Annotated in this window: 23 protein-coding genes; 9 read left to right on the top strand and 14 right to left on the bottom strand. The window is 44.0% G+C overall.

The genetic code is table 11. The features are described from left to right. Nucleotides 1-9: 9 nt before the first annotated feature. On the bottom strand, nucleotides 10-627 hold the full coding sequence (locus K6Y31_RS11125) for a hypothetical protein (protein ID WP_233052849.1): 618 nt from the start codon (nucleotides 625-627) through the stop codon (nucleotides 10-12). Nucleotides 628-716: 89 nt separating this feature from the next. Then, nucleotides 717-1,802: a sensor histidine kinase gene (locus tag K6Y31_RS11120; RefSeq protein WP_233052848.1), complete on the bottom strand. Its 1,086-nt coding sequence runs from the start codon at nucleotides 1,800-1,802 to the stop codon at nucleotides 717-719. 320 nt (nucleotides 1,803-2,122) lie between these two features. Between K6Y31_RS11120 and K6Y31_RS11115 the strand changes: the two genes are divergently transcribed. Then, entirely contained in the window at nucleotides 2,123-2,872 is a 750-nt protein-coding gene (locus K6Y31_RS11115) for a hypothetical protein (RefSeq protein ID WP_233052847.1), read from the top strand. Nucleotides 2,873-2,890: 18 nt separating this feature from the next. Here K6Y31_RS11115 and K6Y31_RS11110 read toward each other — a convergent pair whose 3' ends face one another. The 4 genes from K6Y31_RS11110 to K6Y31_RS11090 form a co-directional block, all read right to left on the bottom strand. Continuing rightward, nucleotides 2,891-3,085: a YaeP family protein gene (locus K6Y31_RS11110; protein WP_233052846.1), complete on the bottom strand. Its 195-nt coding sequence runs from the start codon at nucleotides 3,083-3,085 to the stop codon at nucleotides 2,891-2,893. A 199-nt stretch (nucleotides 3,086-3,284) separates the two neighbouring features. Further along, complete coding sequence (locus K6Y31_RS11105) at nucleotides 3,285-3,716, bottom strand: universal stress protein (protein WP_233052845.1); 432 nt, start codon at nucleotides 3,714-3,716, stop codon at nucleotides 3,285-3,287. 9 nt (nucleotides 3,717-3,725) lie between these two features. Continuing rightward, entirely contained in the window at nucleotides 3,726-6,311 is a 2,586-nt protein-coding gene (locus K6Y31_RS11100; protein ID WP_233052844.1) for a TRAP transporter permease, read from the bottom strand. 355 nt (nucleotides 6,312-6,666) lie between these two features. Continuing rightward, nucleotides 6,667-7,644 carry a TAXI family TRAP transporter solute-binding subunit gene (locus K6Y31_RS11090; RefSeq protein WP_233052843.1) on the bottom strand — a complete coding sequence of 326 codons (978 nt, stop codon included), beginning with the start codon at nucleotides 7,642-7,644 and terminating at the stop codon, nucleotides 6,667-6,669. A gap of 388 nt (nucleotides 7,645-8,032) precedes the next feature. Here K6Y31_RS11090 and ylqF point away from each other — a divergent pair, with 388 nt between their 5' ends. Next, complete coding sequence (gene ylqF, locus K6Y31_RS11085) at nucleotides 8,033-8,956, top strand: ribosome biogenesis GTPase YlqF (RefSeq protein WP_233052842.1); 924 nt, start codon at nucleotides 8,033-8,035, stop codon at nucleotides 8,954-8,956. Nucleotides 8,957-8,992: 36 nt separating this feature from the next. Here ylqF and K6Y31_RS11080 read toward each other — a convergent pair whose 3' ends face one another. From K6Y31_RS11080 to K6Y31_RS11060, 5 genes are read right to left on the bottom strand one after another with little or no spacing between them, the layout of a single operon-like run. Beyond that, nucleotides 8,993-9,946: a 5-oxoprolinase subunit C family protein gene (locus K6Y31_RS11080; protein ID WP_233052841.1), complete on the bottom strand. Its 954-nt coding sequence runs from the start codon at nucleotides 9,944-9,946 to the stop codon at nucleotides 8,993-8,995. Beyond that, the gene (pxpB, locus tag K6Y31_RS11075; RefSeq protein WP_233052840.1) at nucleotides 9,936-10,637 is read right to left on the bottom strand and encodes a 5-oxoprolinase subunit PxpB; all 702 of its coding nucleotides are present in this window, start codon (nucleotides 10,635-10,637) and stop codon (nucleotides 9,936-9,938) included. The genes K6Y31_RS11080 and pxpB overlap by 11 nt, the downstream gene beginning before the upstream one ends. 2 nt (nucleotides 10,638-10,639) lie before the next feature. Continuing rightward, the gene (locus tag K6Y31_RS11070; RefSeq protein WP_233052839.1) at nucleotides 10,640-11,374 is read right to left on the bottom strand and encodes a 5-oxoprolinase subunit PxpA; all 735 of its coding nucleotides are present in this window, start codon (nucleotides 11,372-11,374) and stop codon (nucleotides 10,640-10,642) included. Next, a complete protein-coding gene (locus tag K6Y31_RS11065; RefSeq protein ID WP_233052838.1) occupies nucleotides 11,371-12,312 on the bottom strand; it encodes a LysR family transcriptional regulator in 942 nt (313 codons plus the stop codon). The genes K6Y31_RS11070 and K6Y31_RS11065 overlap by 4 nt, the downstream gene beginning before the upstream one ends. A gap of 17 nt (nucleotides 12,313-12,329) precedes the next feature. Continuing rightward, on the bottom strand, nucleotides 12,330-13,064 hold the full coding sequence (locus K6Y31_RS11060) for a YciK family oxidoreductase (RefSeq protein ID WP_233052837.1): 735 nt from the start codon (nucleotides 13,062-13,064) through the stop codon (nucleotides 12,330-12,332). A 127-nt stretch (nucleotides 13,065-13,191) separates the two neighbouring features. Between K6Y31_RS11060 and sohB the strand changes: the two genes are divergently transcribed. Continuing rightward, entirely contained in the window at nucleotides 13,192-14,241 is a 1,050-nt protein-coding gene (sohB, locus tag K6Y31_RS11055) for a protease SohB (protein ID WP_233052836.1), read from the top strand. Nucleotides 14,242-14,465: 224 nt separating this feature from the next. On the opposite strand, the gene K6Y31_RS11050 is transcribed toward sohB, so the two are convergent. Continuing rightward, nucleotides 14,466-15,332: a LysR family transcriptional regulator gene (locus K6Y31_RS11050; protein WP_282560164.1), complete on the bottom strand. Its 867-nt coding sequence runs from the start codon at nucleotides 15,330-15,332 to the stop codon at nucleotides 14,466-14,468. A gap of 97 nt (nucleotides 15,333-15,429) precedes the next feature. Between K6Y31_RS11050 and K6Y31_RS11045 the strand changes: the two genes are divergently transcribed. Together K6Y31_RS11045 and K6Y31_RS11040 are read left to right on the top strand one after the other, a co-directional pair. Continuing rightward, nucleotides 15,430-15,654, top strand: a complete 225-nt coding sequence (locus K6Y31_RS11045) for a hypothetical protein (protein WP_233052834.1) — start codon at nucleotides 15,430-15,432, stop codon at nucleotides 15,652-15,654. A 7-nt stretch (nucleotides 15,655-15,661) separates the two neighbouring features. Beyond that, complete coding sequence (locus K6Y31_RS11040) at nucleotides 15,662-16,294, top strand: HAD-IA family hydrolase (RefSeq protein ID WP_233052833.1); 633 nt, start codon at nucleotides 15,662-15,664, stop codon at nucleotides 16,292-16,294. 139 nt (nucleotides 16,295-16,433) lie between these two features. Here K6Y31_RS11040 and K6Y31_RS11035 read toward each other — a convergent pair whose 3' ends face one another. Next, complete coding sequence (locus K6Y31_RS11035; protein WP_233052832.1) at nucleotides 16,434-16,892, bottom strand: hypothetical protein; 459 nt, start codon at nucleotides 16,890-16,892, stop codon at nucleotides 16,434-16,436. A 491-nt stretch (nucleotides 16,893-17,383) separates the two neighbouring features. Here K6Y31_RS11035 and K6Y31_RS11030 point away from each other — a divergent pair, with 491 nt between their 5' ends. Continuing rightward, the gene (locus K6Y31_RS11030) at nucleotides 17,384-18,538 is read left to right on the top strand and encodes a GGDEF domain-containing protein (RefSeq protein ID WP_233052831.1); all 1,155 of its coding nucleotides are present in this window, start codon (nucleotides 17,384-17,386) and stop codon (nucleotides 18,536-18,538) included. Between the two features lie 194 nt (nucleotides 18,539-18,732). Here K6Y31_RS11030 and K6Y31_RS11025 read toward each other — a convergent pair whose 3' ends face one another. After that, nucleotides 18,733-19,581 (bottom strand): thioredoxin family protein, encoded by an 849-nt coding sequence (locus tag K6Y31_RS11025; RefSeq protein WP_233052830.1) that lies wholly within the window; start codon nucleotides 19,579-19,581, stop codon nucleotides 18,733-18,735. Between the two features lie 205 nt (nucleotides 19,582-19,786). Here K6Y31_RS11025 and K6Y31_RS11020 point away from each other — a divergent pair, with 205 nt between their 5' ends. The 3 genes from K6Y31_RS11020 to K6Y31_RS11010 are packed head-to-tail and all read left to right on the top strand — an operon-like array spanning nucleotide 19,787 to nucleotide 22,117. Further along, nucleotides 19,787-20,644, top strand: coding sequence for an ABC transporter ATP-binding protein (locus K6Y31_RS11020; protein WP_233052829.1), 858 nt, complete (start codon nucleotides 19,787-19,789; stop codon nucleotides 20,642-20,644). 11 nt (nucleotides 20,645-20,655) lie between these two features. Next, nucleotides 20,656-21,588 carry an ATP-binding cassette domain-containing protein gene (locus K6Y31_RS11015; RefSeq protein ID WP_233052828.1) on the top strand — a complete coding sequence of 311 codons (933 nt, stop codon included), beginning with the start codon at nucleotides 20,656-20,658 and terminating at the stop codon, nucleotides 21,586-21,588. A 7-nt stretch (nucleotides 21,589-21,595) separates the two neighbouring features. Then, nucleotides 21,596-22,117 (top strand): DUF2753 domain-containing protein, encoded by a 522-nt coding sequence (locus K6Y31_RS11010; RefSeq protein WP_233052827.1) that lies wholly within the window; start codon nucleotides 21,596-21,598, stop codon nucleotides 22,115-22,117. The last annotated feature ends 9 nt before the right edge of the window (nucleotides 22,118-22,126 follow it).

Below are 22,126 nucleotides of genomic sequence, written 5' to 3'. Positions count from 1 at the left end.
AATATATTGCTATGCGGGTGGCGTTTGATTCATTTTGGAAAATGCCAGCAGCTTAAAGTAATTGATTTTCCACCAAGGTAACGCCAAATAGCTGGCGTGCTGTTTACGAATAAAACGGCATAATAGCCGATACGTTTTCATATTGGCAATATAGGCATTCTGTGATTGTGAATGTTGTTGGTGGTATTGCCAAAGCTGAAAAATATCGGCTAATGGCAGAAAAGTATAATCTACTTGCGTTAGGCTGGGGGCAATTAAACCAGGGTGAGTGTTCGCGGTAATGTAATGGTGGCCATGCTGAAACAGTTGCACAAAAAATATTTTTTGCTTAGTTGGAAATTGACATACTATCAGGTAACAAGATTCAGCTTCGTTAATCCAGCAAGCACAATCAACTTGGTGTTTGGCACGATGAAATAGAAACTGGCTATCCTCAAAAAAATAATGATTCTGAGCCCAGCAATTAATCTGATCAAACCCGGTTAAACGTGGCGGTTGGTTATTTTTATAAAGGGAAAAATAGCGCTCTGGCTGAGTAAAGAGGGGGCTTGATAATAGCGACTTTATTGTCATTGCTATTACGAACAGTAGTAACGCAAAAAGTATAATGATGCTAATCCATAACATACATAACCCAATCCTTTGAGTTCAGCTTAAACATCAATATTTTAGCTGACAAAGCTAATTTGTACAAAATTTAGCTAGTTTAAGAGGTTTTAAGTGGTTTCAGATTGTTCTACCGGGGCCGTTAATAGTGGCATATAAAGTTCAGAAGTGACGCCCCCTGACATATTTTCACGAATCACTAGTTTGCCTTTAACGCCGAATAAACTACTTACCCGGTTACGAATATTATTTAGTGCAATGCCATTCCCTTTGGTGTGACTAATAGAAAAACCCACGCCATTATCTTTTATCGCAATACAGAGTTGATCATTAATTTTGGCAAAACTGACTTTTATTTCGCCTCCTTGTGGTCTTGGGCCTATACCATGTTTAACGGCATTTTCAACCAGAGGTTGTACTAATAATGGCGGTACGTGGGTATCTTCAGGCAAATGCTCACTGACTTCTATTTGAAAGTCAAGACGATCACCTAAACGTATTTTTTGAATAGATAAATATGACTTTATAAAGGTGATTTCATCATTAATATGTATTTTATCCTGGCGAGTTTTGGTTAAACTTTGTCTCAGTAAATCCGTTAAGTTAGTTAATAATTGGCTTGCTACTTCCGGCTGATGAAATATCATGGCTTGTATATTTGCCAATGTATTGAATAAAAAATGCGGCTCAATTTGGCTCTGCAGCATCTTCAGTTGGCTTTCAATCAGTGCTTTTTCTTGATTGGCCTTTTGTAGTTGGGCTTCACTTAATTTATGTTGAATTAAAACGGTTTTATCGCGGCTGTGGAAGAAAAAAGTCACAACAGCGCCAATTGAAAGGGAAATGACAGCTGCTTTAAAAATACGGTCACTAAGAAAGTTTGTCGAGTGGCCATAGAAATTAATCAATAAAATGTAAGTAAAGATGGCGCCGAACGCCATCCCTACAGCGACAATGATACTCGTTTTAAACATGCGAGCAGCAAAGGGGTAGTAAGCGTCAACTAACACTGCAACGAAAATACATGACATGCTAAAGCTGTGCGCGATAAGAGCACTTAAGGTAAAGCTGGTAGTGATTTCCGTAAGTTTTAATATTAGAGCAATGGTAAACGCGACTAAGCTAGAGATAACGCAATCTGTTATTACCCCTTTTACGCGTAACTTACCTGTCTCATTGTCGAGTCTAAATGACATATTTAAAAAACCAGTTATAAAAAACGAGAGAAGATGAAGTTGAACTTCGCAACGGAAGCCCGAATATGGTTAGTATTCATACAGCCTGATGTCTATTAAATATAATGTTTATGTTATCAACTATCCTGAATGAGTGACAGTTAAAACTGAACGAAAGTAATGTTTTCCCTAACATCAGGTGGTTAACCTAAAAAAATAGTGCAAACAGTGGCTTGCCTTTGTGTTTTGAATCACAAAGTGAGTAAAAAAATTATAGGTAACAGGCGAGGTCTGGCAATATTAGCCTGAGCCCGTGTCGATATGGAAGCGACAATTACATAATGAAATATTTACGTCTTTATTTATTAACATTGTTAATGCTGTTAACCACGCCAGCTATGGCGTCGTTTTATCAGTGTGATTTTGGTGATAAAGTCGTTTTTTCTAGCCAACCCTGTGATTTAGACGTTGCTGAACCCTCTTACGAACAAGAGCGCAAGAAAACCCAAAAACGCAGAGACGCCAGTCGTGAGTTTTTAACGGTGGGGGTTTTTCCTGGTTGGGGAAGCTGGCAGAAAATAAAAGATGAACGTTTGGGCAGTTTTCGCGAGATTGAACATATCCCTGAAGGTCAAAGCCAGTTTAACTACAGCGATTTACTTAACGAGCAATGGTTGACCGCTTTGCCAAAAAGTATGCCCGCCGAGCGTTTCGCGACGTCGCTGAAAGATATTGTCAACAGTGTCTGTGACGGTTCAGTCAATGAGCCTATTTATGCTGATACTGAGTATGACATTGGTGTGGCGTACGGTAAGTATTATTGTGGTCGTCGTCGTGGCACCGAGCAAGGTGTTATTGCCTATTTTAAAGCCATTAGAGGAAAAGAAGCGATTTACTTAATCACGCGCGAGTGGCGTGTTGCACCTTTTGACGTTACTGCGATTTCGATTGAGCGGCTTAAGCAGGATATTTTCACAGACCAACAGTCCTTGCGCGCATTTGAAAGTGCCGCGAGGCAAACAGAGCTATACCTTAAGCAGCAAACGTTTGTCTGTCCGGTTGGAGACTTCAGCAAACGTTGCCGCGGTTAACCGAGGATGTAATCTCGTTTAGTCCTCATGATCACTCAAATGTAAATTGGCTGCCGCAAAAGCAGCTTTGTTTCTTACCGCTTCAGGTAATGACTCATCTTGTACTATCTCATCCAGAGTCTTAATTGCACAGGTTACGGCTTTACTGATATAGCCAATATCGCCGCTGGCAATTTGACTGATGGTTTCACGTGTTTTGTTTGATAATTCCATTTGACTTCCTATGGTTCAGCACAGAAACATTATACATCTGTGTTGTTCTACTTAAACTGGCAGCTATTATGCTGTCAGTTTAAGATTTTTGCATTGTTATAAAGCAAACTAAGGCTTAATGACCATTACATCTATCGATTGATGCGCGTTCAACAATTTTCGCTGTCAGTTTAAGATTTTTGCATTGTTATAAAGCAAGCTAAGGTTTAATGACCATTACGTCTATTGGTGCGCGTTCAACAACTTTCGCCGCCACAGAGCCAAGTACCGCTTTATTGAGCTTAGAGCGCTTATGACTCGGCATAATGATCAAGTCAATTTTTTGCTCGTGGGCATACGTTAATATTTGCTTGTAGGGCTTACCTTGGCCAACGTGAACGACGACATCTAGATCATCGGGAATTTTTTCTTCGGCAAATGCTTTTAATTGATCTCTGGTATCATTTGCCATGGCTTTGATCGCTGATTCAGGAAAGTATGATGCCACCATTGGCATGTTCATTCCTGGCAATATCGTTAATAAAAACAATTTTGCATGGCTTTGTTTAGCCTGCCAGATGGCGGCGGTTAAGGCTTTATCTGAAAAACCTTTCGCGTTTAAATCGACGGGTACCAGTATATTTTTATACATCTCTATCCCTTATGCGGTTTGTGCTGTTTCACGGCGGCGCTTGAGTTGCCCCATTGCCATTAACCCTAATAACAGCAAGGCTGGAATATACATCCACTCTTTTGCTGGGCGATCTAGCGGTCTTTCAATATTTTCAATGACCCAGTCAAAATCAATACCTTCTTGTTGTGCCGGACTATCAAACTCAACAAAGTCGACGATGGTCTGACCATCTTCCTGTCGTAAGTTCAACCCCGTGCTGAGAATGCGTTGCGCTGGCGTTTCTGCTGTTTCGGCAAACGGTAAGCGAACGATTTTGCTGACTTGATCGCCGTCGAGCGATTCACCCGAAACACGAAGTTGCAGTGGCTGATTAATCGCCAGCTCGCCAATGACCTGATTCAGTTGTGTTGCTGCAACTTGCTCACTTGGCGGATAAACCTCATCCCACCAAAAGCCCGGGCGGAATAAGGTAAAAGCAACTAATAGTAAGCCTACTACTTCCCACCATTTAGTTTTAACTAGCCAGTAGCCTTGAGTAGCGGCAGCAAAGGCGAGCATGGCAACGGTGGCACTAAAAATAGTGCCGGCTAAATGCCACCAACTATCTATGCCAATTAATAATAGCTGGGTATTAAAAATGAACATAAAGGGCAAAATCGCGGTGCGGATGTCGTAAGTAAAACCTTGGATACCGGTCTTAATCGGATCCGATTTGGCGATAGCCGCTGCCGCAAAAGCCGCGAGACCTACAGGGGGTGTATCGTCTGCCAAGATGCCGAAGTAGAACACAAATAAGTGTACGGCAATCAAGGGGACAATTAAGCCAGCGTTGGCGCCTAATGTCACAATCACCGGTGCCATTAAGGTTGACACCACAATGTAGTTCGCTGTGGTGGGTAAGCCCATGCCTAATATTAAGCTGATAATGGCGGTAAACAGCAAAATCAAGAATAAATTGCCGCCGGAGATAAACTCAACAAACTCCGTCATCACCAAGCCAATACCGGTGAGCGTCACCGTGCCGACAACGATGCCCGCTGCCGCTGTGGCGACGCCGATACCGATCATGTTGCGCGAGCCACTGACTAAACTTTCAAATAGATCCATCAAACCTAGCTTAACCGTTTTAGGTAAAGCAGATTGCTGTCTAAAAAAAGCTTTTAGAGGGCGATGAGTGACGACGATAAACATCATAAATACCGTGGCCCAAAACGCCGATAAGCCCGGTGAGAAGCGTTCAATCACTAAACACCAAATTAACGCAACAATGGGCAATAAGTAATAGAGCCCGGAAACAACAGTGCTGCCTAATGGTGGGATCAGCACTTCTTTCTCATTGGGATCATCAATCTCAAGATCTTCATTTTTCGCTGAGACATAAACTAAACCAGCGTAGGTAGCGATGGTAACACTGGCAATCATTAATGTTGCAAAATCACCCAATAACGCTTTGCTCCAAGAAATGAAGTAAAACACCAGCGCGCCAAAACCTGCCGCCATCAGCAGGCCTGTCAGTAACACAAACAAAAATTGTGCAGTAGTGAGTTTATTGGGGCCTTCTAGGCCTTTCATATCCGCTTTTAGCGCTTCTAAATGCACGATGTATATCAGTGCAATGTAAGAAATTAAAGCCGGCAAAATGGCGTGTTTGATCACGTCAACATAAGGAATACCGACATACTCCACCATCAAAAAAGCGGCCGCTCCCATAATGGGAGGCGTTAATTGACCATTGGTTGACGCGGCAACTTCTACCGCTCCCGCTTTTTCAGCAGGGAAGCCCACTCGTTTCATCAATGGGATGGTAAAGGTACCTGTGGTGACCACGTTAGCAATGGATGAGCCAGACACTAAGCCACTCAACCCAGAAGCGACCACGGCTGCTTTTGCTGGACCGCCGCGCATGTGGCCTAGTAAAGAAAAAGCCACTTTAATGAAATAGTTACCTGCACCCGCTTTATCCAGCAGGGCGCCAAATAATACAAACATAAAGACAAAAGAGGTAGAAACGCCAAGCGCAACACCAAATACCCCTTCAGTGGTGAGCCATTGGTGTGAAATAAGCTTGTTTAAGCTGGCGCCTTTATGGGCAATGATATCGGGCATGTAAGGCCCGGCAAGGGCGTAAGTTAAAAATACTGCTGCCACTATCATTAACGGTGGCCCAAGGGCGCGGCGCGTGGCTTCTAGTAGCAGTATCATACCTGTCACACCTGCAACTACGTCAAAGGAGGTTGGTGCGCCAGAGCGATTAGCGATTTCCTCATAAAAAATTAACAAGTAAGAGGCACAAAATGCGCCAACAAGGGCAAATAGCCAATCTTGCCAAGGAATATGACTACGAGGTGAACTCTTTAACGCTGGGTAAGCCGTGAAGGCAAGAAACACCGCAAATGCTAAGTGAATTGAACGTGCTTGGGTGTCATTGAGTACCAAAAAATTGAGCATAAATGGCAGCGGTGAGGCATACCAAAGTTGAAATAGCGCCCATAAAAAAGGCACTGCAAGCAAAATTTTGCCTGCGCTACCCATTGGTTGACGCGCCCCCGTATCAGATTGAGCTAGCATTTCCTGCAGCTCGAGCTCGGTATCGGTTTTTAACGATGTGGCCATTGAGCCCCCTATGGCGATGAAATTAATATGGCGTGATAAAAACAAAGAGAGGAGCATTGCGCTCCCCTAGGGTTTGTTGATCTTTCGTGATTGTTTTTGCAGCGAATTGTAGGGTATTTATACAAGGCAGCGCTATTGTGGTGTAGCTAGAGCTACACGAAAAGGCGATAACGCAGTAGAAATACCCAACAAACGCTGTCCTACGGATTCGGCTAAAAGCGTTTTGCCCATCGTTGAGCAGTATTTACTTAGAATGCTAAGCTACACACTGCTCGCCTTGCTCAAAACGCTTTTATCTCGAACAAAAATTAACCAGCAAAGATCAACAGACCCTAGGTTGGTTATAGGTTCGGGTTTACTTAATTAAACCCGCTTCCATGTAGTATTTTTTCGCACCTTCGTGAAGGGGTGCAGATAATGAATCCTTCACCATTTGAGATTTTTCAAGATGTGAGAAGGCAGGGTGTAAGCGTTTGAACTGATTAAAGTTCTCAAACACCGCTTTAACCACTTCATAAACTACTTTATCGGATGTTTTGGTTGAGCTTACAAACGTTGCGCCAACACCAAAAGTTTGCGTGTCTTGCTCGCTACCTTGGTACATGCCACCTGGAATGGACACTTGGCGGTAGTAAGGTTTGCCTTCGACTAGTTTGTCGATTTCAGGGCCTGCTACGTTAACCAACACTGTTTCACATGATGTAGTTGCTTCTTTAATTGAGCCATTTGGATGGCCAACCACGTAAACGATGGCATCCACTTTATTGTCACATAAAGCTTGAGATTGCTCAGCAGGCTTAAGCTCGGAAGCCAGAGTAAAGTCAGCATTAGTCCAACCATAAGCGCCCATCACTAATTCCATGGTGCTACGTTGGCCAGAGCCGGGGTTACCTACGTTAACGCGCTTGCCTTTTAAGTCAGCAAAGTTTTTGATGTTAGCGTCTTTACGCGCCACAATTGTGAAAGGTTCGGCGTGGACAGAAAATACTGAACGTAGCTCTTTAAATGCGCCTGCTTCTTTGAAGGGACCTTCACCGTTATAGGCATAGTGTTGAGAGTCTGACTGAGCCACGCCCATGTCTAGCTCACCTGCACGAATGGTGTTTAAGTTGTAGATTGAACCGCCGGTACTTTCAACCGAGCAGCGAATATTGTGATCAGCTTTGCCTTTATTGACTAAGCGACAAATAGCACCGCCAGTAGGGTAGTAAACACCTGTTACACCACCGGTACCTATGCTAATAAATTCTTGTGCGCTGGCCGAAGGAATGGCCATACCTAGGCTTAAGCTTGTTGCAGCAAGGGCTAGGGTTAGTTTCTTTTTCAGCGACATGTACTGATCCTTTTTGTTGTGAATACAGGGTAAAAGCCAAGCGGCTTTAGACTCTATTGTAGTGTGTTTTCTGTTTTTTATTATTACCGTTAAATATTTAATAGGAATCAACGATATATCCTTAATCTAGAGTCCTAGCGAGTTGAATGCAATTAAGTCAGGCGAATTCGTGATGCAGGTTATAAAATTGAAAAAATACGGTTTTTATGTAGGTGATTTTGTTATTGGCTTTTTTAGTGGAGCTTTGTACTAAAATTGAACTTAAATTTAGTTGTCCTGATTATTTTATCTCTGGCTACTCTTACAAAGGGCTTATTGATGAGAAAACCTGTACTTCTTGCTGTTAGTCGTTAGTATTGCGCGCGGGTTTAACTGAAGGAGAAAAAAAGTGGCAGTTCATTGGTATCCAGGTCATATGCATAAAGCGCAACGTGAAATTCGCGAAGCTATGCCAAATGTCGATTTGATCATTGAAGTATTGGACGCGCGTATTCCGTACAGCAGTGAAAACCCTGTTATCACCGAAGTAAGAGGTGATAAACCCTGTATAAAAATTCTTAACAAATCAGACTTAGCGGATCCCGCTATCACTCAGCTGTGGTTAGATTATTATAATCAGCAGCCTAATATGAGAGCAGTGGCACTAACCACTCAAGAGCCAGAGCAAGTGCGCGCTATCCTAGATTTATGTCGTGCGATGTTTCCCGCAAGAGATCAAGGCTTAGAAAATATTCGCGCCATGATAATGGGGATCCCTAACGTAGGTAAATCGACCACGATTAACATATTAGCCGGTCGCATTATTGCTAAAACGGGTAATGAGCCGGCAGTGACCAAAGCGCAGCAGCGGATTAACCTTAAAAACGGCATCGTTTTATCGGATACTCCCGGTATTTTATGGCCGAAAGTGATGAACGAAAATTCCAGTTATCGTTTAGCCACCACGGGCGCAATTAAAGATACGGCGATGGAATATGAAGAAGTGGCATTTTTTGCTGCCGATTATTTGCTCAAAGCCTATCCTGAGTTATTAAAGGCGCGCTACCAACTCGATGAACTACCGCAATCTGATTTAGCACTACTTGAAGCGATTGCGGCTAAACGCGGTGCGAAAAGAGCGGGTGGGCGAGCTGATCTGCATAAAGTGTCAGAAATCCTCCTTCATGAAATTCGCTCTGCTGCCATTGGTCGAATCAGCTTAGAAACCCCAGAGATGGTAGAAAAAGAAAAAGTGCTGGTTGAGCAACTCACACTTGAACGTGAAGAAAAACTAAAAGATAAACCGAAAAAGAAAAGACGCCGCCGTAATTAATGCGCAAAACTATGTTTCTGCTACAGCGTGTTTTTACTATAAGTTGATGCCAAAAAACCGATAAAACTGGCGCAGCTTGGCTTGTTCTGTTGCTAAATCGGCTAAAGTAAATTGTACATGACAGCCCGGCGGTAGTTGGGCTAATTTCCAACAAGCTTGGTGGGTTAGATTGGCTATTTTGGCATAGCCACCTAAGGTTTGCCGGTCGTTTAACAATGCCATGGGTAAGCCATTCGGCGGGACTTGAATGGCACCTAGATTGATCCCTTGCGAGACAATTCCTTTGATATTACTGCTAAGTGGCGCACCGTTAAATTTAGCCGCCATGCGATTACTTTGCTGATCTAACACAAAATGTTGCTGTAAAAAGGCTTGTTGATCCTTGGCGCTAAATAAATGCCATTGTGGGCCTTTAAACACATTTAAGTTAACCCAGCTATGATGGGTGCTTTGATAACCATGTTGATAATATGTCGCTGGCACACACAGCTGAGTAAATGCATGTTGTTTATTGATGTTAACGGGAGAAAAAGGCAGCACATCGCCAGTTTGCAGCTTGGCTCCCGCGTTAAGGCCGCCGAGCTGGTCGCGGCTGACAGTAGCAACACTGCCCAGTTGTAACGGTAGTTTAAAGCCTCCCGATACACTTAAGTAGCAACGCATGCCTTGCCGACAGTGGCCAAAACTTAGGGTTTCTCCGGCCTTGATAACAGCGCTACGCCAAGGCTGAAGTGGGCGTTCATTTATGCGCATTTGCATATTGGCGCCGCATACAGCAAAAACCGTGCTCTGCTGCGCTTGTAGGCTTAATTGACCTAAGGTGATTTCGATCACTGCACAGTCCATCGAATTACCAAGGAGATAATTCGCCCAGCAAGCGGCTTTTAAATCTAAGCTACCACCTTGGCTAAACCCTGTGTGGCTATGGCCCAAGCGACCTAAGTCTTGAAGCGTGCTCAGCAAGCCTCCATTAATCACTTTAAAGCTCATTAAAACCTACCGTAATCTTACCGCCTAAGGCCACAAACTCTCTTTCATTAATGGTTACAAATTGCACCGTATCCCCCACATTTAATCGACAACTGAGCTGGCTATCAAGTAAAGGCTCAGGGCAATTACCAATAATGTTCCAGCCGCCGGGTGAGGCTTTCGGGTAAATGCCTGTTTGCGTATCGGCAATGCCGACACTGCCTGCGGGCACATTTTTTCGCGGCGCAGTTAAACGTGGCTGAGCGATGAGTGAATCGACACTCGCTAAATAGGGATACCCCGGACTAAAACCGATGGCGTAAACTCGATATTGAGTCTGAGTATGCCGGTTAATGATGTCTTGTACAGACAAGCCTGTTTGCTGACTAATACGCGCCAAATCAGGGCCCGTGGTTTCACTGTAAAACACGGGTAATTCGACAACACGTGGGCGGATGAGTTGCTTGCTTTGTCTTTGCGCTTGTTGGTAGCACTGCTGGAGTTCGCGATGCAAGCTGTCATAGTCCGTTTGCGTTAAGCGGTAAACCAGCATCACCGTGTTGTAGGAGGGCACTAACTCGACAATGGCCGCTCGTGCTGAGCTGCGCATCAGTTGCTGACAAAATAAACGGATCAAGTCTAATACCGGCTCGCTGATCTCGTCTGAGAAACTGACTAATAGACTGCTCTCATTAAGCGGCTCGATCTTCATTATTACAACGGTGGCCTTAACAGCGCAGCCAGTTTCGCAATACCATTAATTGCCGCCGGATTATCGCCATGCACACATAAGGTTTCGGCCTTAACGGCCAAGATTTGTTGTGAATGAGTAATCACTTGCTGCTTGTTCATTAGACGATGAGCTTGTTCGAGCATCTGCTGCTCATCAAGCTGAGCGCCATTTTGGTCACGTCCAAGTAACGAGCCATTGTCTTGGTAGCAACGATCGGCAAAGGCTTCAAATATCAGCGGCAGTTGGCGCGCGTCGGCTTGGGCTTGATGGGCCTGGTACTGACTATCAGCTTGGATCATCAAGGCTAGATTTAACTCCATTTCCTTTACCGCATCCATGATAGTTGCCATGGTCTCGGGTTGTTGCATCATTGCGTGATAGAGCGCGCCGTGAGGTTTTACGTAGGATAATTCGACTTGATTTGCACGGCAAATAGCGGCGAGAGCGCCCACTTGATATTGGATAATACTGCGCAGTTCGTTGTTTTCGATAGCCATGGCGCGGCGACCAAACCCGACTAAGTCGGGGTAGCCCGGATGGGCACCGACAGTCACTTGGTATTGTTTCGCCAATTTAACCGTGCGATCCATCGTTAGGGGATCGCTGGCATGGAAGCCACAAGCTATATTGGCCATGTCGACATAAGGCATGACGGCCTCATCACTGCCCAAATTCCAGTTGCCATAGTTTTCGCCCATGTCACAATTTAGTTTCACGCTATTGGCTCCTTGTTGCTGTCATAAAATGCGTCAGACTCGAGATTATGCTCTGCCAAAAGGCAGTTAACAAAGGTGGATGCGCCCGGGCCGATGCGGGTTTCATCGGGCACCACTAAGTGAGTCATACTGGTTCTTGATTTACCCTGTTTTAGCGGCAGCATTTGTAATTGTTTCTGTTTGAGTTGTGAGGCAACAAAGTGCTTCGGAAACCACGCAAAGCCGATGCCTTGACTGACCAAGCTCACTGCTTCGTGAAAATTACTCACGGTTAAGCGCTGCTCGGATTTAAGCCAGCCTAAACTTTCATTAGGTGTGATAGCTGTGTCTTTAATCACGACTTGTAATTCTTGCATCAGCTCTTTTACATCAACAGTGGATTGCTGGCTCAAAGGATGGAGGGGGCTAATACAAGGAACTAAATGAACGTTAATAAGAGGCTGGCCAAGGTAGCCCTTAGGCAACTGGCCTGTGATCACAATATCAGCCTGTTTTTTGATTATCGCATCACTGGTGCCAGTAATCACCGAGTCCAGCAATTTAATACGGCTGCCGCGGCTTTGCGGTAAAAAAGCCTGCAGAGCACGATATAAACGTTCTCTGGGATAAATAATCTCAGCATACAAGGTGATTTCTGGCTCCCAACCTTGGCACAAATTATCCGCCAGTTGTTCAAGCTCAAATGCGCTTTGGGTTAATAACCGAGAGCGGCGCAGCATGACTTCGCCGGCATTCGTTAAATAGGCTTTACGGCCCTTTACTTCAAGTAGCGCTACGCCCATTTGGTGCTGTAATTTGGTTACCGCATGGTTGAGTGAAGACTGGCTCTTATTTAATGCCTCAGCGGCTTTGCTATAGCCACCATGATCCACCACGGCTTGTAAAATACGCCATTGTTCGAGGGTGGCTTTTAAGCGCTTACTGGTTGGATCTTGCATTAACGCTCCTGAATAAATTACTGCGCGTTCAAACTTTGGCCATTGACCGCTAAGCTATCCGCTCCCATTAAGTATAGATAGGTTGGCATGATATCCGCCGGGCGCTTAAGCAAATCTGCGTCTTCTGCGGGGTAGGCTTTAGAGCGCATTGGGGTATGAGTGGCGCCTGGGTTAATGCAGTTGGCACGCACATGGCTGCCATCAAGCTCACTGGCTAAGGTTTGCATCATGCCTTCGGTGGCAAATTTTGAAATAGCGTACACGCCCCAGTACGCTCGCCCCTGTCTGCCAACACTTGAGCTAGTGAAAATAATCGAAGCGGCTGTTGCTTCTTTTAGCACAGGTAATAAATGTTTAGTCATCAAAAACTGTGATTTCACATTTACTTGCATTACCTCATCCCACATATCTTGGCCGATTTGATGAAATGGGCCAAGTACGCCAAGTGCGCCAGCATTATGAACTAAGCCGTCGAGGTGGCCAAATTGTCCCGCAATGGTTTCTGCCATATCTTGATAATGTTGTTCGGTGGCACCTTTTAAATCCATTGGAATGATTGCCGGCTGCGGTGCGCCAAGGGCTTCAATTTCGTCATATACCGCTTCTAATTTTGCTACGGTGCGACCCAGTAAGATCACGCGAGCCCCGTGTTTGGCGTAAGTGAGCGCAATTTCTTTACCAATGCCAGAGCCTGCTCCGGTGACAAGTATGGTTTTGTTTGCTAATAAGTCTTGTGGGGCTTGATATTCCAAGGTGCTTTCTCCTGCAAAATTTTGTGCAAATTCTAACGTCTTCCCTTGGTTTTTGCTATGCTGGCGCGTTATATGTTCGCATAATGCGCACTGCGTTTAACCTGTGCTTGTAAATAGGAGTGATAGATTGGAATTTTTATACGAATACGGACTTTTCTTCGCGAAAACCCTGACCTTTGTGGCAGCCATTTTGGCTATTATTGTCACCGCTGTGGTGTTGGCGGCGAAACAAAAAGCGCAAAAAGGTGAGTTGTTGATCACCGATTTATCCGAGCAGTTAAACAACAATCAACAGCATTTTGAAGAGCAACTGTTATCAGAAGACGAGCTGAAAGCAAAACAAAAGGCCGAAAAGAAAGCCGCCAAAGCCGCGAAAAAAGCGGCCAAAAAATCGCCAACTGAGCCAGAAGCAGAAATTAAGAATAAGTTATATGTAGTGGACTTCAAAGGCAGCATTGATGCCAAAGAAGTGTCGTCGTTGCGTGAAGAGGTGACCGCTATTTTGGGGGTAGTTCAACCCAATGATGAAGTGTTAGTGCGCCTTGAAAGTGGTGGCGGCATGGTTCACGGTTATGGCTTGGCATCATCGCAATTACAACGTTTACGCGCGCAAGGGGTTAACTTAACCGTATCAGTGGACAAAGTAGCAGCCAGTGGCGGTTATATGATGGCTTGTGTGGCCCCCAAAATTATTGCCGCGCCATTTGCGATTATTGGCTCCATTGGTGTTATCGCACAAATTCCTAACTTTAACCGCCTGCTAAAAAAACACGATGTCGACTTTGAGCAAATGACCGCGGGTGAATTTAAGCGTACCGTGACCATGTTTGGCGAAAACACCGAAAAGGGTAAAGAAAAATTCCAACAAGAGTTAGAAGAAACCCATGTGTTGTTTAAAGAATTTGTCAGTGAAAACCGCCCGCAACTGGATATCAACAAGGTTGCCACCGGCGAGCATTGGTATGGTAGCCAAGCCTTTTCGCTAAACTTGATTGATAAAGTGCAAACCAGTGATGATTATTTACTGCAACAGAATGAGACAAAAACAGTCATCGCAGTGCGTTATGCAGTGAAGAAAAAATTAGCGGACAAAATTGCTCATGCTGCGTCATTAGCATTTGAACGCTGTCTAATGAAACTATGGCAGCAAGGCAAAGGACCGTTTATCAATAGCTAAACAGCGATTACAGCTTGAGTGTGGACAATTTATTGATAGTTGATTGAATGGAAGGGCTGTACTTAAACGTGCAGCCCTTTTTGTTTCGAGGCATTGCTTGCGGCCTTTGTCGGGGCGCCAGTAATGGCGCAATCTCTTTTCTGATTTGAGTTAGATTTGGCCATAATGATAGAAAGGGACTTCACTCAACATCTTGATAACTGTCAAGTTGATTGGGTATAAGCTTACAAGACTAACTTCTGTTTGGCATAGTTAACAAATTGCTCGATCGATTGAGTGACTCGAGCAGGATCCCACACCAAATAAATCCCCCAACTGGTGTCTTGTTCAAAGGAAATAACCGCTATTTCGTCAGAATATTGCAAAATCGATTTTTTCGGCAAGATAGACACGCCAACATCTGAAATGACCAATGTCAGGATGGTCTCTATATCGGTCGCGATATGGTTGGTACGAAAATCACGCCCTGCCAATATCGCCTTGGTCTGATTAATCATTTCTGATTTATCAGTTTGCTCAAGCATTAATAAATCGTATTTGTCAAGATAATCTTGGATTTTTTCGCCTTGGTAAAGGTGCTTAGAAACCACTAATACAAACTCATCGGAGGAGACTTTAACACGCTTAAGATTCAGGTTTTTTGGCGCGCGCATAAAAGCGAGATCAAGTAAGCCCATCACCAGCTGTTCTTCTTGTATATGGGAGGCTAAATCGAGCAAAGATAAATGAATGCTAGTGTGTTGCGCCTTGAATTCTCTAATAATGCTGGGTAAAAAATCATTACTGGATTTGCCAAAGCCGATTTGCAGTGCCCCCACGTTACTTACAACTACTTGCTGGATATAGCGTTCCACCTTATCAATATGCTTATTCAGATTAGTGATTTCACTGATGATTAGCTCCCCTTGATACGACAGCATCGCGCCATTAGGTGTTCGAATAAACATTTCAACGCCGTACAGATCCTCGAAGTTTTTAATTTGTTTTGACAGAGCTGGTTGTGAAATACATAACTGTTGGGCTGCAGCTCTAAAGCTTTTCGCTTTAGCTAGTGCTTCGATCGCTTGCAAATGTTTAAGGCTAACCTTCATAACAATAAGTTATCACTGCTAATTTTATTTCAATATACGTTATCACTGGGTTAGTTAAAATGCTAAGTATACTTAATCAACCAGAGTGATAATCGTTATGGAGTTTTGCATCTTAGCTAAAGGTGATGTGCTAGTTGTTGAAGACATCGCTAAGACTGAAACGGCAGAAATTATACTGGCTTTGTTTAAACAGGGGTTTGTATTAGCCCCCATTTTGATTGAAGCCAACAATGCTGAAAATGCACGTCTAGTTTTTATTAATCGTTTTCAATGGCGAGAGTTAGGCGAGGCGATGGCCAATAGACAGTTTCTAAAGGAATAATGCGATTATGATGTTTAAAGAAGAATTTTTTCTGTTTGATCTTGATGGTACGTTAGTCAATACCACCAAAGTTGTTGAAACCGCATGGAGCGAATGGTGCAATCGGGTAAACCTAAATCCTGCAGAGGTGATCGCTTGCTGCCATGGGGTGAGGGGACAAGACATTATCCCAAGGTTTCTGCCAAACGCTGATTTAGAGGCTGAGCTAAGTTGGTTAGATGCCAGAGAGCTTGAATTATCAACCCTCTGTACAGAAATTACGGGTGCTAAAGCATTATTGCTAGCATTACCGAGGCAAAACTGGGCCATAGTGACATCCTCGAGCAAAAAGCTCGCCCTCAAAAAGCTTCAGGTTTGTGGTCTGCCTATTCCTGAATTAATGGTGACCGCTGAACAATGTCAAAATGGTAAGCCTGATCCAGAGCCCTATCTCTGCGCCATTGAGCAGTTAAACACGCAGGCGACGCAATGTATCGTGTTTGAAGATGCGCCCGCCGGGATTACCAGCGCAGTGCAAGCCGGTTGCCAAGTTATTCGGGTTGGCTCTCCACGGGTTAAAGATGAACACACAGTAAGCCAAATCGAAAACTATAGCGGCGTTTCTTTTAATGGTTCATTAAACATAGAAGATGGCCAATAAGCGTTAGCCTCAGTCATCGAGTGAGTATGGCCGATTTGAGTAAATAGAATGCGCTCCTGTCGGAGCGCATTTAAAAACATGTTGATGGCGAAATAGGCTGAGTGATAGGTAATATCTGCACATTTCAGCCAAGTTGCAGTTACTTATAAAGCTTAACTCTTGTCCCTATTTTTCTCGCTTCCTCTAGCGCCTCATAATAACCATCACCGTTAACGAGCGAGTTCTCAGGTAAGGTAAAGGTGTTGCCAAGATCGCTCAGGGTTAAATACCCGCCTGTCGACTCCAGTAGGTAGACATGTCCGGCCAAAAGATCAGCAGAAAACGTGCCGCGATACACTCTTGTGCTAGTTGCGGTGTAACCGCTTGATGACCAACTTGTGCTGTCACCCTTAGACTCGACTGTCATCGTATTTTTACCTTGCTTTGCGTACACCCTATCACCAAGGTTTAGCACTCCGAGGGTAATGCCAATATCATTTATTCTTTTGACGTCGAGCATGGGGGTAGGGGACCAAATGGTGACCCTTTCATCGGCAGATAGCTCTGGCCCTTGGTAAAAATGTTTAGGAGATGAGCAGCCTACGAGCGTCAGTATCATGAATAACACGGTATATAATTTACAATTTTTCATCATTTCCCTGTTGATGTTATTGTACGTGAATGTATCTAAGAGGCTATGTTACATACCTTTTTTAATTGAATCTAGTATATTGATTAGTATGGAATAAAGGGAATGGTTAGTGAATTCATAAAGTTAATCGTCTGTTTGCAATAGGGGCGAATAACGTCTAACGCTAAGTGATTCATTCCTGTTTGAATGGTTGTCATGGTTGTCATGGTTGGCTTTGAAACTTGAAACTTGAAATTTGAAATTTGAAATTTACTGGCGTCACCATCCGCCCGCTTCTTCGTAAAACTTTTAAATAGGTAACTTGCACTAGCCGATGTGACAAGCTTCAAATTTAGGAGGCTTCCCTGTTAATTCTCGTTAGTTCTCGAAATCATGACTCTAGTTAGAGTACAAACTTGTGTCATTATTAAATTTGCTGATGTGAAGCGAGTTGTGTAGTACAGGGACACTGAGAAAAAATGGATATATTTACGTTAGATATCAGAACGCTCAACTTTATCGTTATTTTGTTCTCAGTGATCTACTGCATTGGCCTGCTTTTATTTCAGGTAGCTCAAAAGCCCATCAAGGGGTTATCACTTTTCTCACTTTCGATATTTATTATTGGTACCGGCCCATTGCTATTGAGTTTAAGAGGTGTGATCCCTGATTATCTCAGTATTATTGGGGCCAATCTATTTATTGCTGCGGGGTTTCATCTAACCCTATATAGCTTGTCTCTGTTTCGAGGGTACTCAGTTAAGCTAACGAAGTTTAGTAGCTTAATGTTGCTAGTGGTATTTGTTGGTTTTGTTTTCTTTACCTATTTTGAGCCTTCGATAAAAAATCGAGTCGTTGTGATAAGTTTGTATATGGCTTTTGTTACAATAAGTACCGCTGTTGTAGTGATAAAAGGCCGTAATGAAGACCTTCCTTTAGCAACCCGAATGATGGCGTTGTCATTTATGGCTTATGGTCTGTTTATGCTACTCAGAGTTGTGCTGTCGCTATCAGGCGCAGAGATAAAAAATTTTATGGCGGCTAATTTGATTCATCAGCTGACCTTTTTATTTAGCATCATTCTCATTGTCTCAATGAGCTTTTCGATGATTTGGATGATTAACGCTAGACTATTGCGCTCTATCCATTGTCTTTCTTATCAAGACCCACTTACAGAACTGCAGAATCGCCGCGCACTAGATGACGCTATTCCACTGTTTCAGCAGCAAGCACAAAGCGCTCCTGTATGTATGATTTTGTCAGATATTGACAATTTTAAATCGATTAACGATCAGTGCGGGCATTTAGTGGGTGATGATGTTATTAAAGTGGTAGCGAAAGTCACTTTGCAGTCACTCTATGATTCAGCTGTTGCATTTCGATTAGGCGGAGATGAAATCTTAATTTTGCTACCCAATTGCAACCTAGAACAAGCTAAACAATTTACTGATGAATTACGACAATCGATAGTCAAGCTAACCATTGATGAGCAACCGTCACTGCATGTGACATCCAGTTTTGGTATTGCCCAATTGTCGCCAACAGAAAATTGGAAAGCGTGCGTCGAAAGGGCTGATAAAGCACTATATAGAGTTAAGCATAATGGTCGTAATACTTTAGCTATAGAGCGCTAATCAACAGCCTCTAGTAACGAGTTACGAATTAGAAAAAGCAAATATGGCACTCTTTTAATAAGCGGACCTACACACTTGTTCAGCTTTGCTATTTACCAAACGTTGAGCAACTAATTGAGCCTTACTCCTCTGATCCAAGCCATGACGAAAGCGAGCTAGCCGCAAAACGGCTAGCCCATTTCTGGCATCCCCAACTAATACAACAAACTATACAGCTTGCGGCGATAGCTACTGACAGCGGGATCGCTTGAATGCGTGGCTAAGATATCCATAAAGGTTTGTTTTACTTTGCCGTCTTGTGCATTCATGTCGGTTGATAAAAGCGGGAACAGCAGTGCCAGCGCTTCTTCAATCCGGTTTACTTGGCTGTATTGCACCGCCAAGTTGTAATGTAGTTCAGGCGAAGGCTGCTCGGCTATTTGCGCTTCTAACGCGCGAATTTCTGGTGTGTCAGCAGCTTGTTTGGCTAATTCTATCTGCGCCACCACGGCGTGATACAGCGCATCTTGATCAACCAGTTTGATTTTTTCAATTAGCGCTTGCGCCTCGGTGATATGGCCTAATTCAATATGGGCTTTGGCTAAGGTAATTTGCGCAACAGCCAGCTCAGGTTTGAGAGTGAGTACTTGTTTTAACGCCGTTAACGCGCCGCTGAAATCCTGCTGTTCAATTAATGCTTGGCCTTGTTGCAGCAATAAATCGGCCTCGTCTGGCAAATGTTTACTCAAAATATCTCTGATCGCGGCTTCGTCTTGATTACCGGCAAAGCCATCTGCGGGTTGACCATTAACAAACATCGCAGTGGTTGGCAGTGCCTGCACGCCAAATTGCATTGCGATGGCTTGGTCTTGCTCGCAGTTTATTTTGGCCAGCACAAATTGACCTGAAAACTCATTGGCGAGTTTTTCCAAGGTGGTTAATAAATCCATCGATTCTTGATGGCTAGGCGCCCAAAACGTCACCATTACCGGTTGGCTTTGTGAGCCCTCTAAAATAACCGCCTGAAAATTGTCGAGTGAGACATCGATAATATTTGATTGCATGTGCAACTCCCCAAAAATAATTATTTACATAGTGGGTACGAAAGCAAAGAAAAACAAGCATGTGATAGATCACAAAAGAACTTCTGTGATGCGGATAAAGTGAAAAACAAATTGCTAATGATATTGATTCGCAATAGCATTGGTTTTTTAGGTGTCAGTTGGCACGGCTTTATTTGTATTTATCGAGTGTATACAGGAGTGGAGAATGAATGAGTTATCTTCAACGCGGCCTTTGTTGCAAGTAAGAGACTTGGAAGTCGATTACTTGACCTCAGACGGGGCGTTTCAGGCGGTAAAAAAAGTCAGTTTTGATATTGCAGCAGGAGAAGTGTTTGGCTTAGCGGGTGAGTCGGGGTGTGGTAAAAGCACCATTGCTTTTGCGGTGACACGTTTGCATAAGCCACCGGCGTTAATCAGTGGCGGCGAAATTATTTTTGACGGCACCGATGTGGTTAAATTAACTGAGCATCAACTGCGAGACTTTCGCTGGACGCAAATTGCCATGGTGTTTCAAAGTGCCATGAACTCATTAAATCCTGTTTTACGCCTTGAAGAGCAGTTTTGCGATGTGATCATGACCCACACTAAGATGACGCGTGTTGAGGCCATTGAGCGCGCCGAGCAGCTGCTTGATATTGTTAAAATTCCGCGTGAGCGTTTGCGTGATTACCCGCATCAATTCAGTGGCGGTATGCGTCAGCGCTTAGTAATCGCTATTTGTTTGGCCTTAAATGCCAAGTTGATTGTGATGGATGAGCCAACCACGGCATTAGATGTGGTGGTGCAGCGCGAAATTTTACAGCAAATATATCATTTAAAAGAAGAGTTTGGCTTTTCTATCCTTTTTATTACCCATGATTTGAGCTTAATGACGCAGTTTTGTGACCGCATTGGCGTGATGTATCAAGGTGAGTTGGTGGAAGTAAACGAGTCACAACAAATTCGTCATCATCCGCAGCATCCTTATACCCAAAAGCTGTGGTCTGCTTTTCCTTCTATTCATGAAGGGCGCAAGCATTATCAGCCAGCGGGTGAATTTACGCCTGAACTGATCCAACTATAAGGAAAATAATTATGGATAATACCCCAATTCTAGAGCTGCGCAATGTGGTGAAAGATTTCACTACGGGTGGCGGTTTTGCAAAATCAGACCTATTTCGCGCCCTCAATGACGTGTCATTTTCTATTCACAAAGGTAAGGCGCTCGCGCTGGTGGGCGAATCAGGCTGCGGTAAAAGTACCTGCGCGCGTTTGATCACTAAAATATATGAGCCAACTCAAGGACAAATTTTATTTCGTGGTAAAGACATCACTGAAATTAAAGGCCGCCAAGAAGTATTAAATTACCGTAAAAGCGTGCAAATGATTTTCCAAGACCCATTTGGCTCACTCAATCCTACTCACACTATTTATCATCATTTAGCGCGCCCATTACTGCTGCATCGCATGTGTGAAAACGACAAAACTAAACTGCGCGATCGCGTGCACGAATTACTCGAAATGGTGGAGCTGCCGGCACTGACAGCCGAGAAGTTTCCTCATGAGCTCAGCGGCGGCCAACGTCAGCGCGTAAATATGGCTAAGACTTTAGCGGTTGGGGCTGACTTGGTATTGGCCGATGAGCCAACGTCGATGTTAGACGTGTCAATCCGTATTGGCGTACTAGACTTAATGCAGCGAATGAAAAAAGAGTTTAATTTGGGCTTTTTATACATCACGCATGATTTGGCGACGGCTCATTACATCGCTGAAGAAACCGCAGTGATGTACAAAGGGCAAATTGTAGAGTGGGGTGACACCACGGAAGTGATCAATAATCCGCAGCATCCTTATACGCGGTTATTAATCTCCGCCGTACCAGACCCCGATGTGCGTTTTGCTGATGTAGTGAAAGGCGAGGAAGATTACTCCTCGCACGCGCAGCATATTCGCGATATTAGCAGCGCCAAAGTAAACCAAATAAAACGAGTGAATCAAAATCACTACGTAAGGTTATTGGCTGGGTGAGGTAGATATGGCAGCATTTTCATTAGACTTATGGCAAACCTTGTCTGCACAGGGTCAGCATTTTTTACGCCAAGGTGACACGCGTCAAGCAGAAACCTTCTACAAGCTAGCGCTATCAGAAGCGCAAAAGCTCATTGATGATTTGTCTCTTAGCGCTGAGTATGAGCACAGTGCCCGTTTATACATGACGGCTTGCCATAACTTAGTTAACACCAGCAAAGGCCAAGGTGATGTTGACGCTGAGCATTACTATCTGCAACTGGCTCATGCGCAGCTGCAGCAATTTGCTGACAATGATGCGTTAACCGAGTTGACCCGAGTGACTAGCTTAAAAATGTTGGATGTGACGTTAGTGGGACTGCTTGAATTTCACCAGCAACACCAAGGCCAACATTGGCAAGTGTTGTCGGATGCCTTGGTTGATGAGCATGTTGCTTACATGGCTAAGCATCAAAATAAAAACCTATCGCCAAGCTGTGAACAATGTGAAGGCTGCCAGCATTATCCCAAGGATGTAACCCTACATTAATACCACCTC

This window comes from Motilimonas cestriensis (genome assembly GCF_021295315.1).
GTDB classification, from domain to species: domain Bacteria; phylum Pseudomonadota; class Gammaproteobacteria; order Enterobacterales; family CBDFNC01; genus Motilimonas; species Motilimonas cestriensis.
Note: the sequence above shows the minus strand (reverse complement) of the source record. Positions and strands in the feature narration are given on the sequence as shown.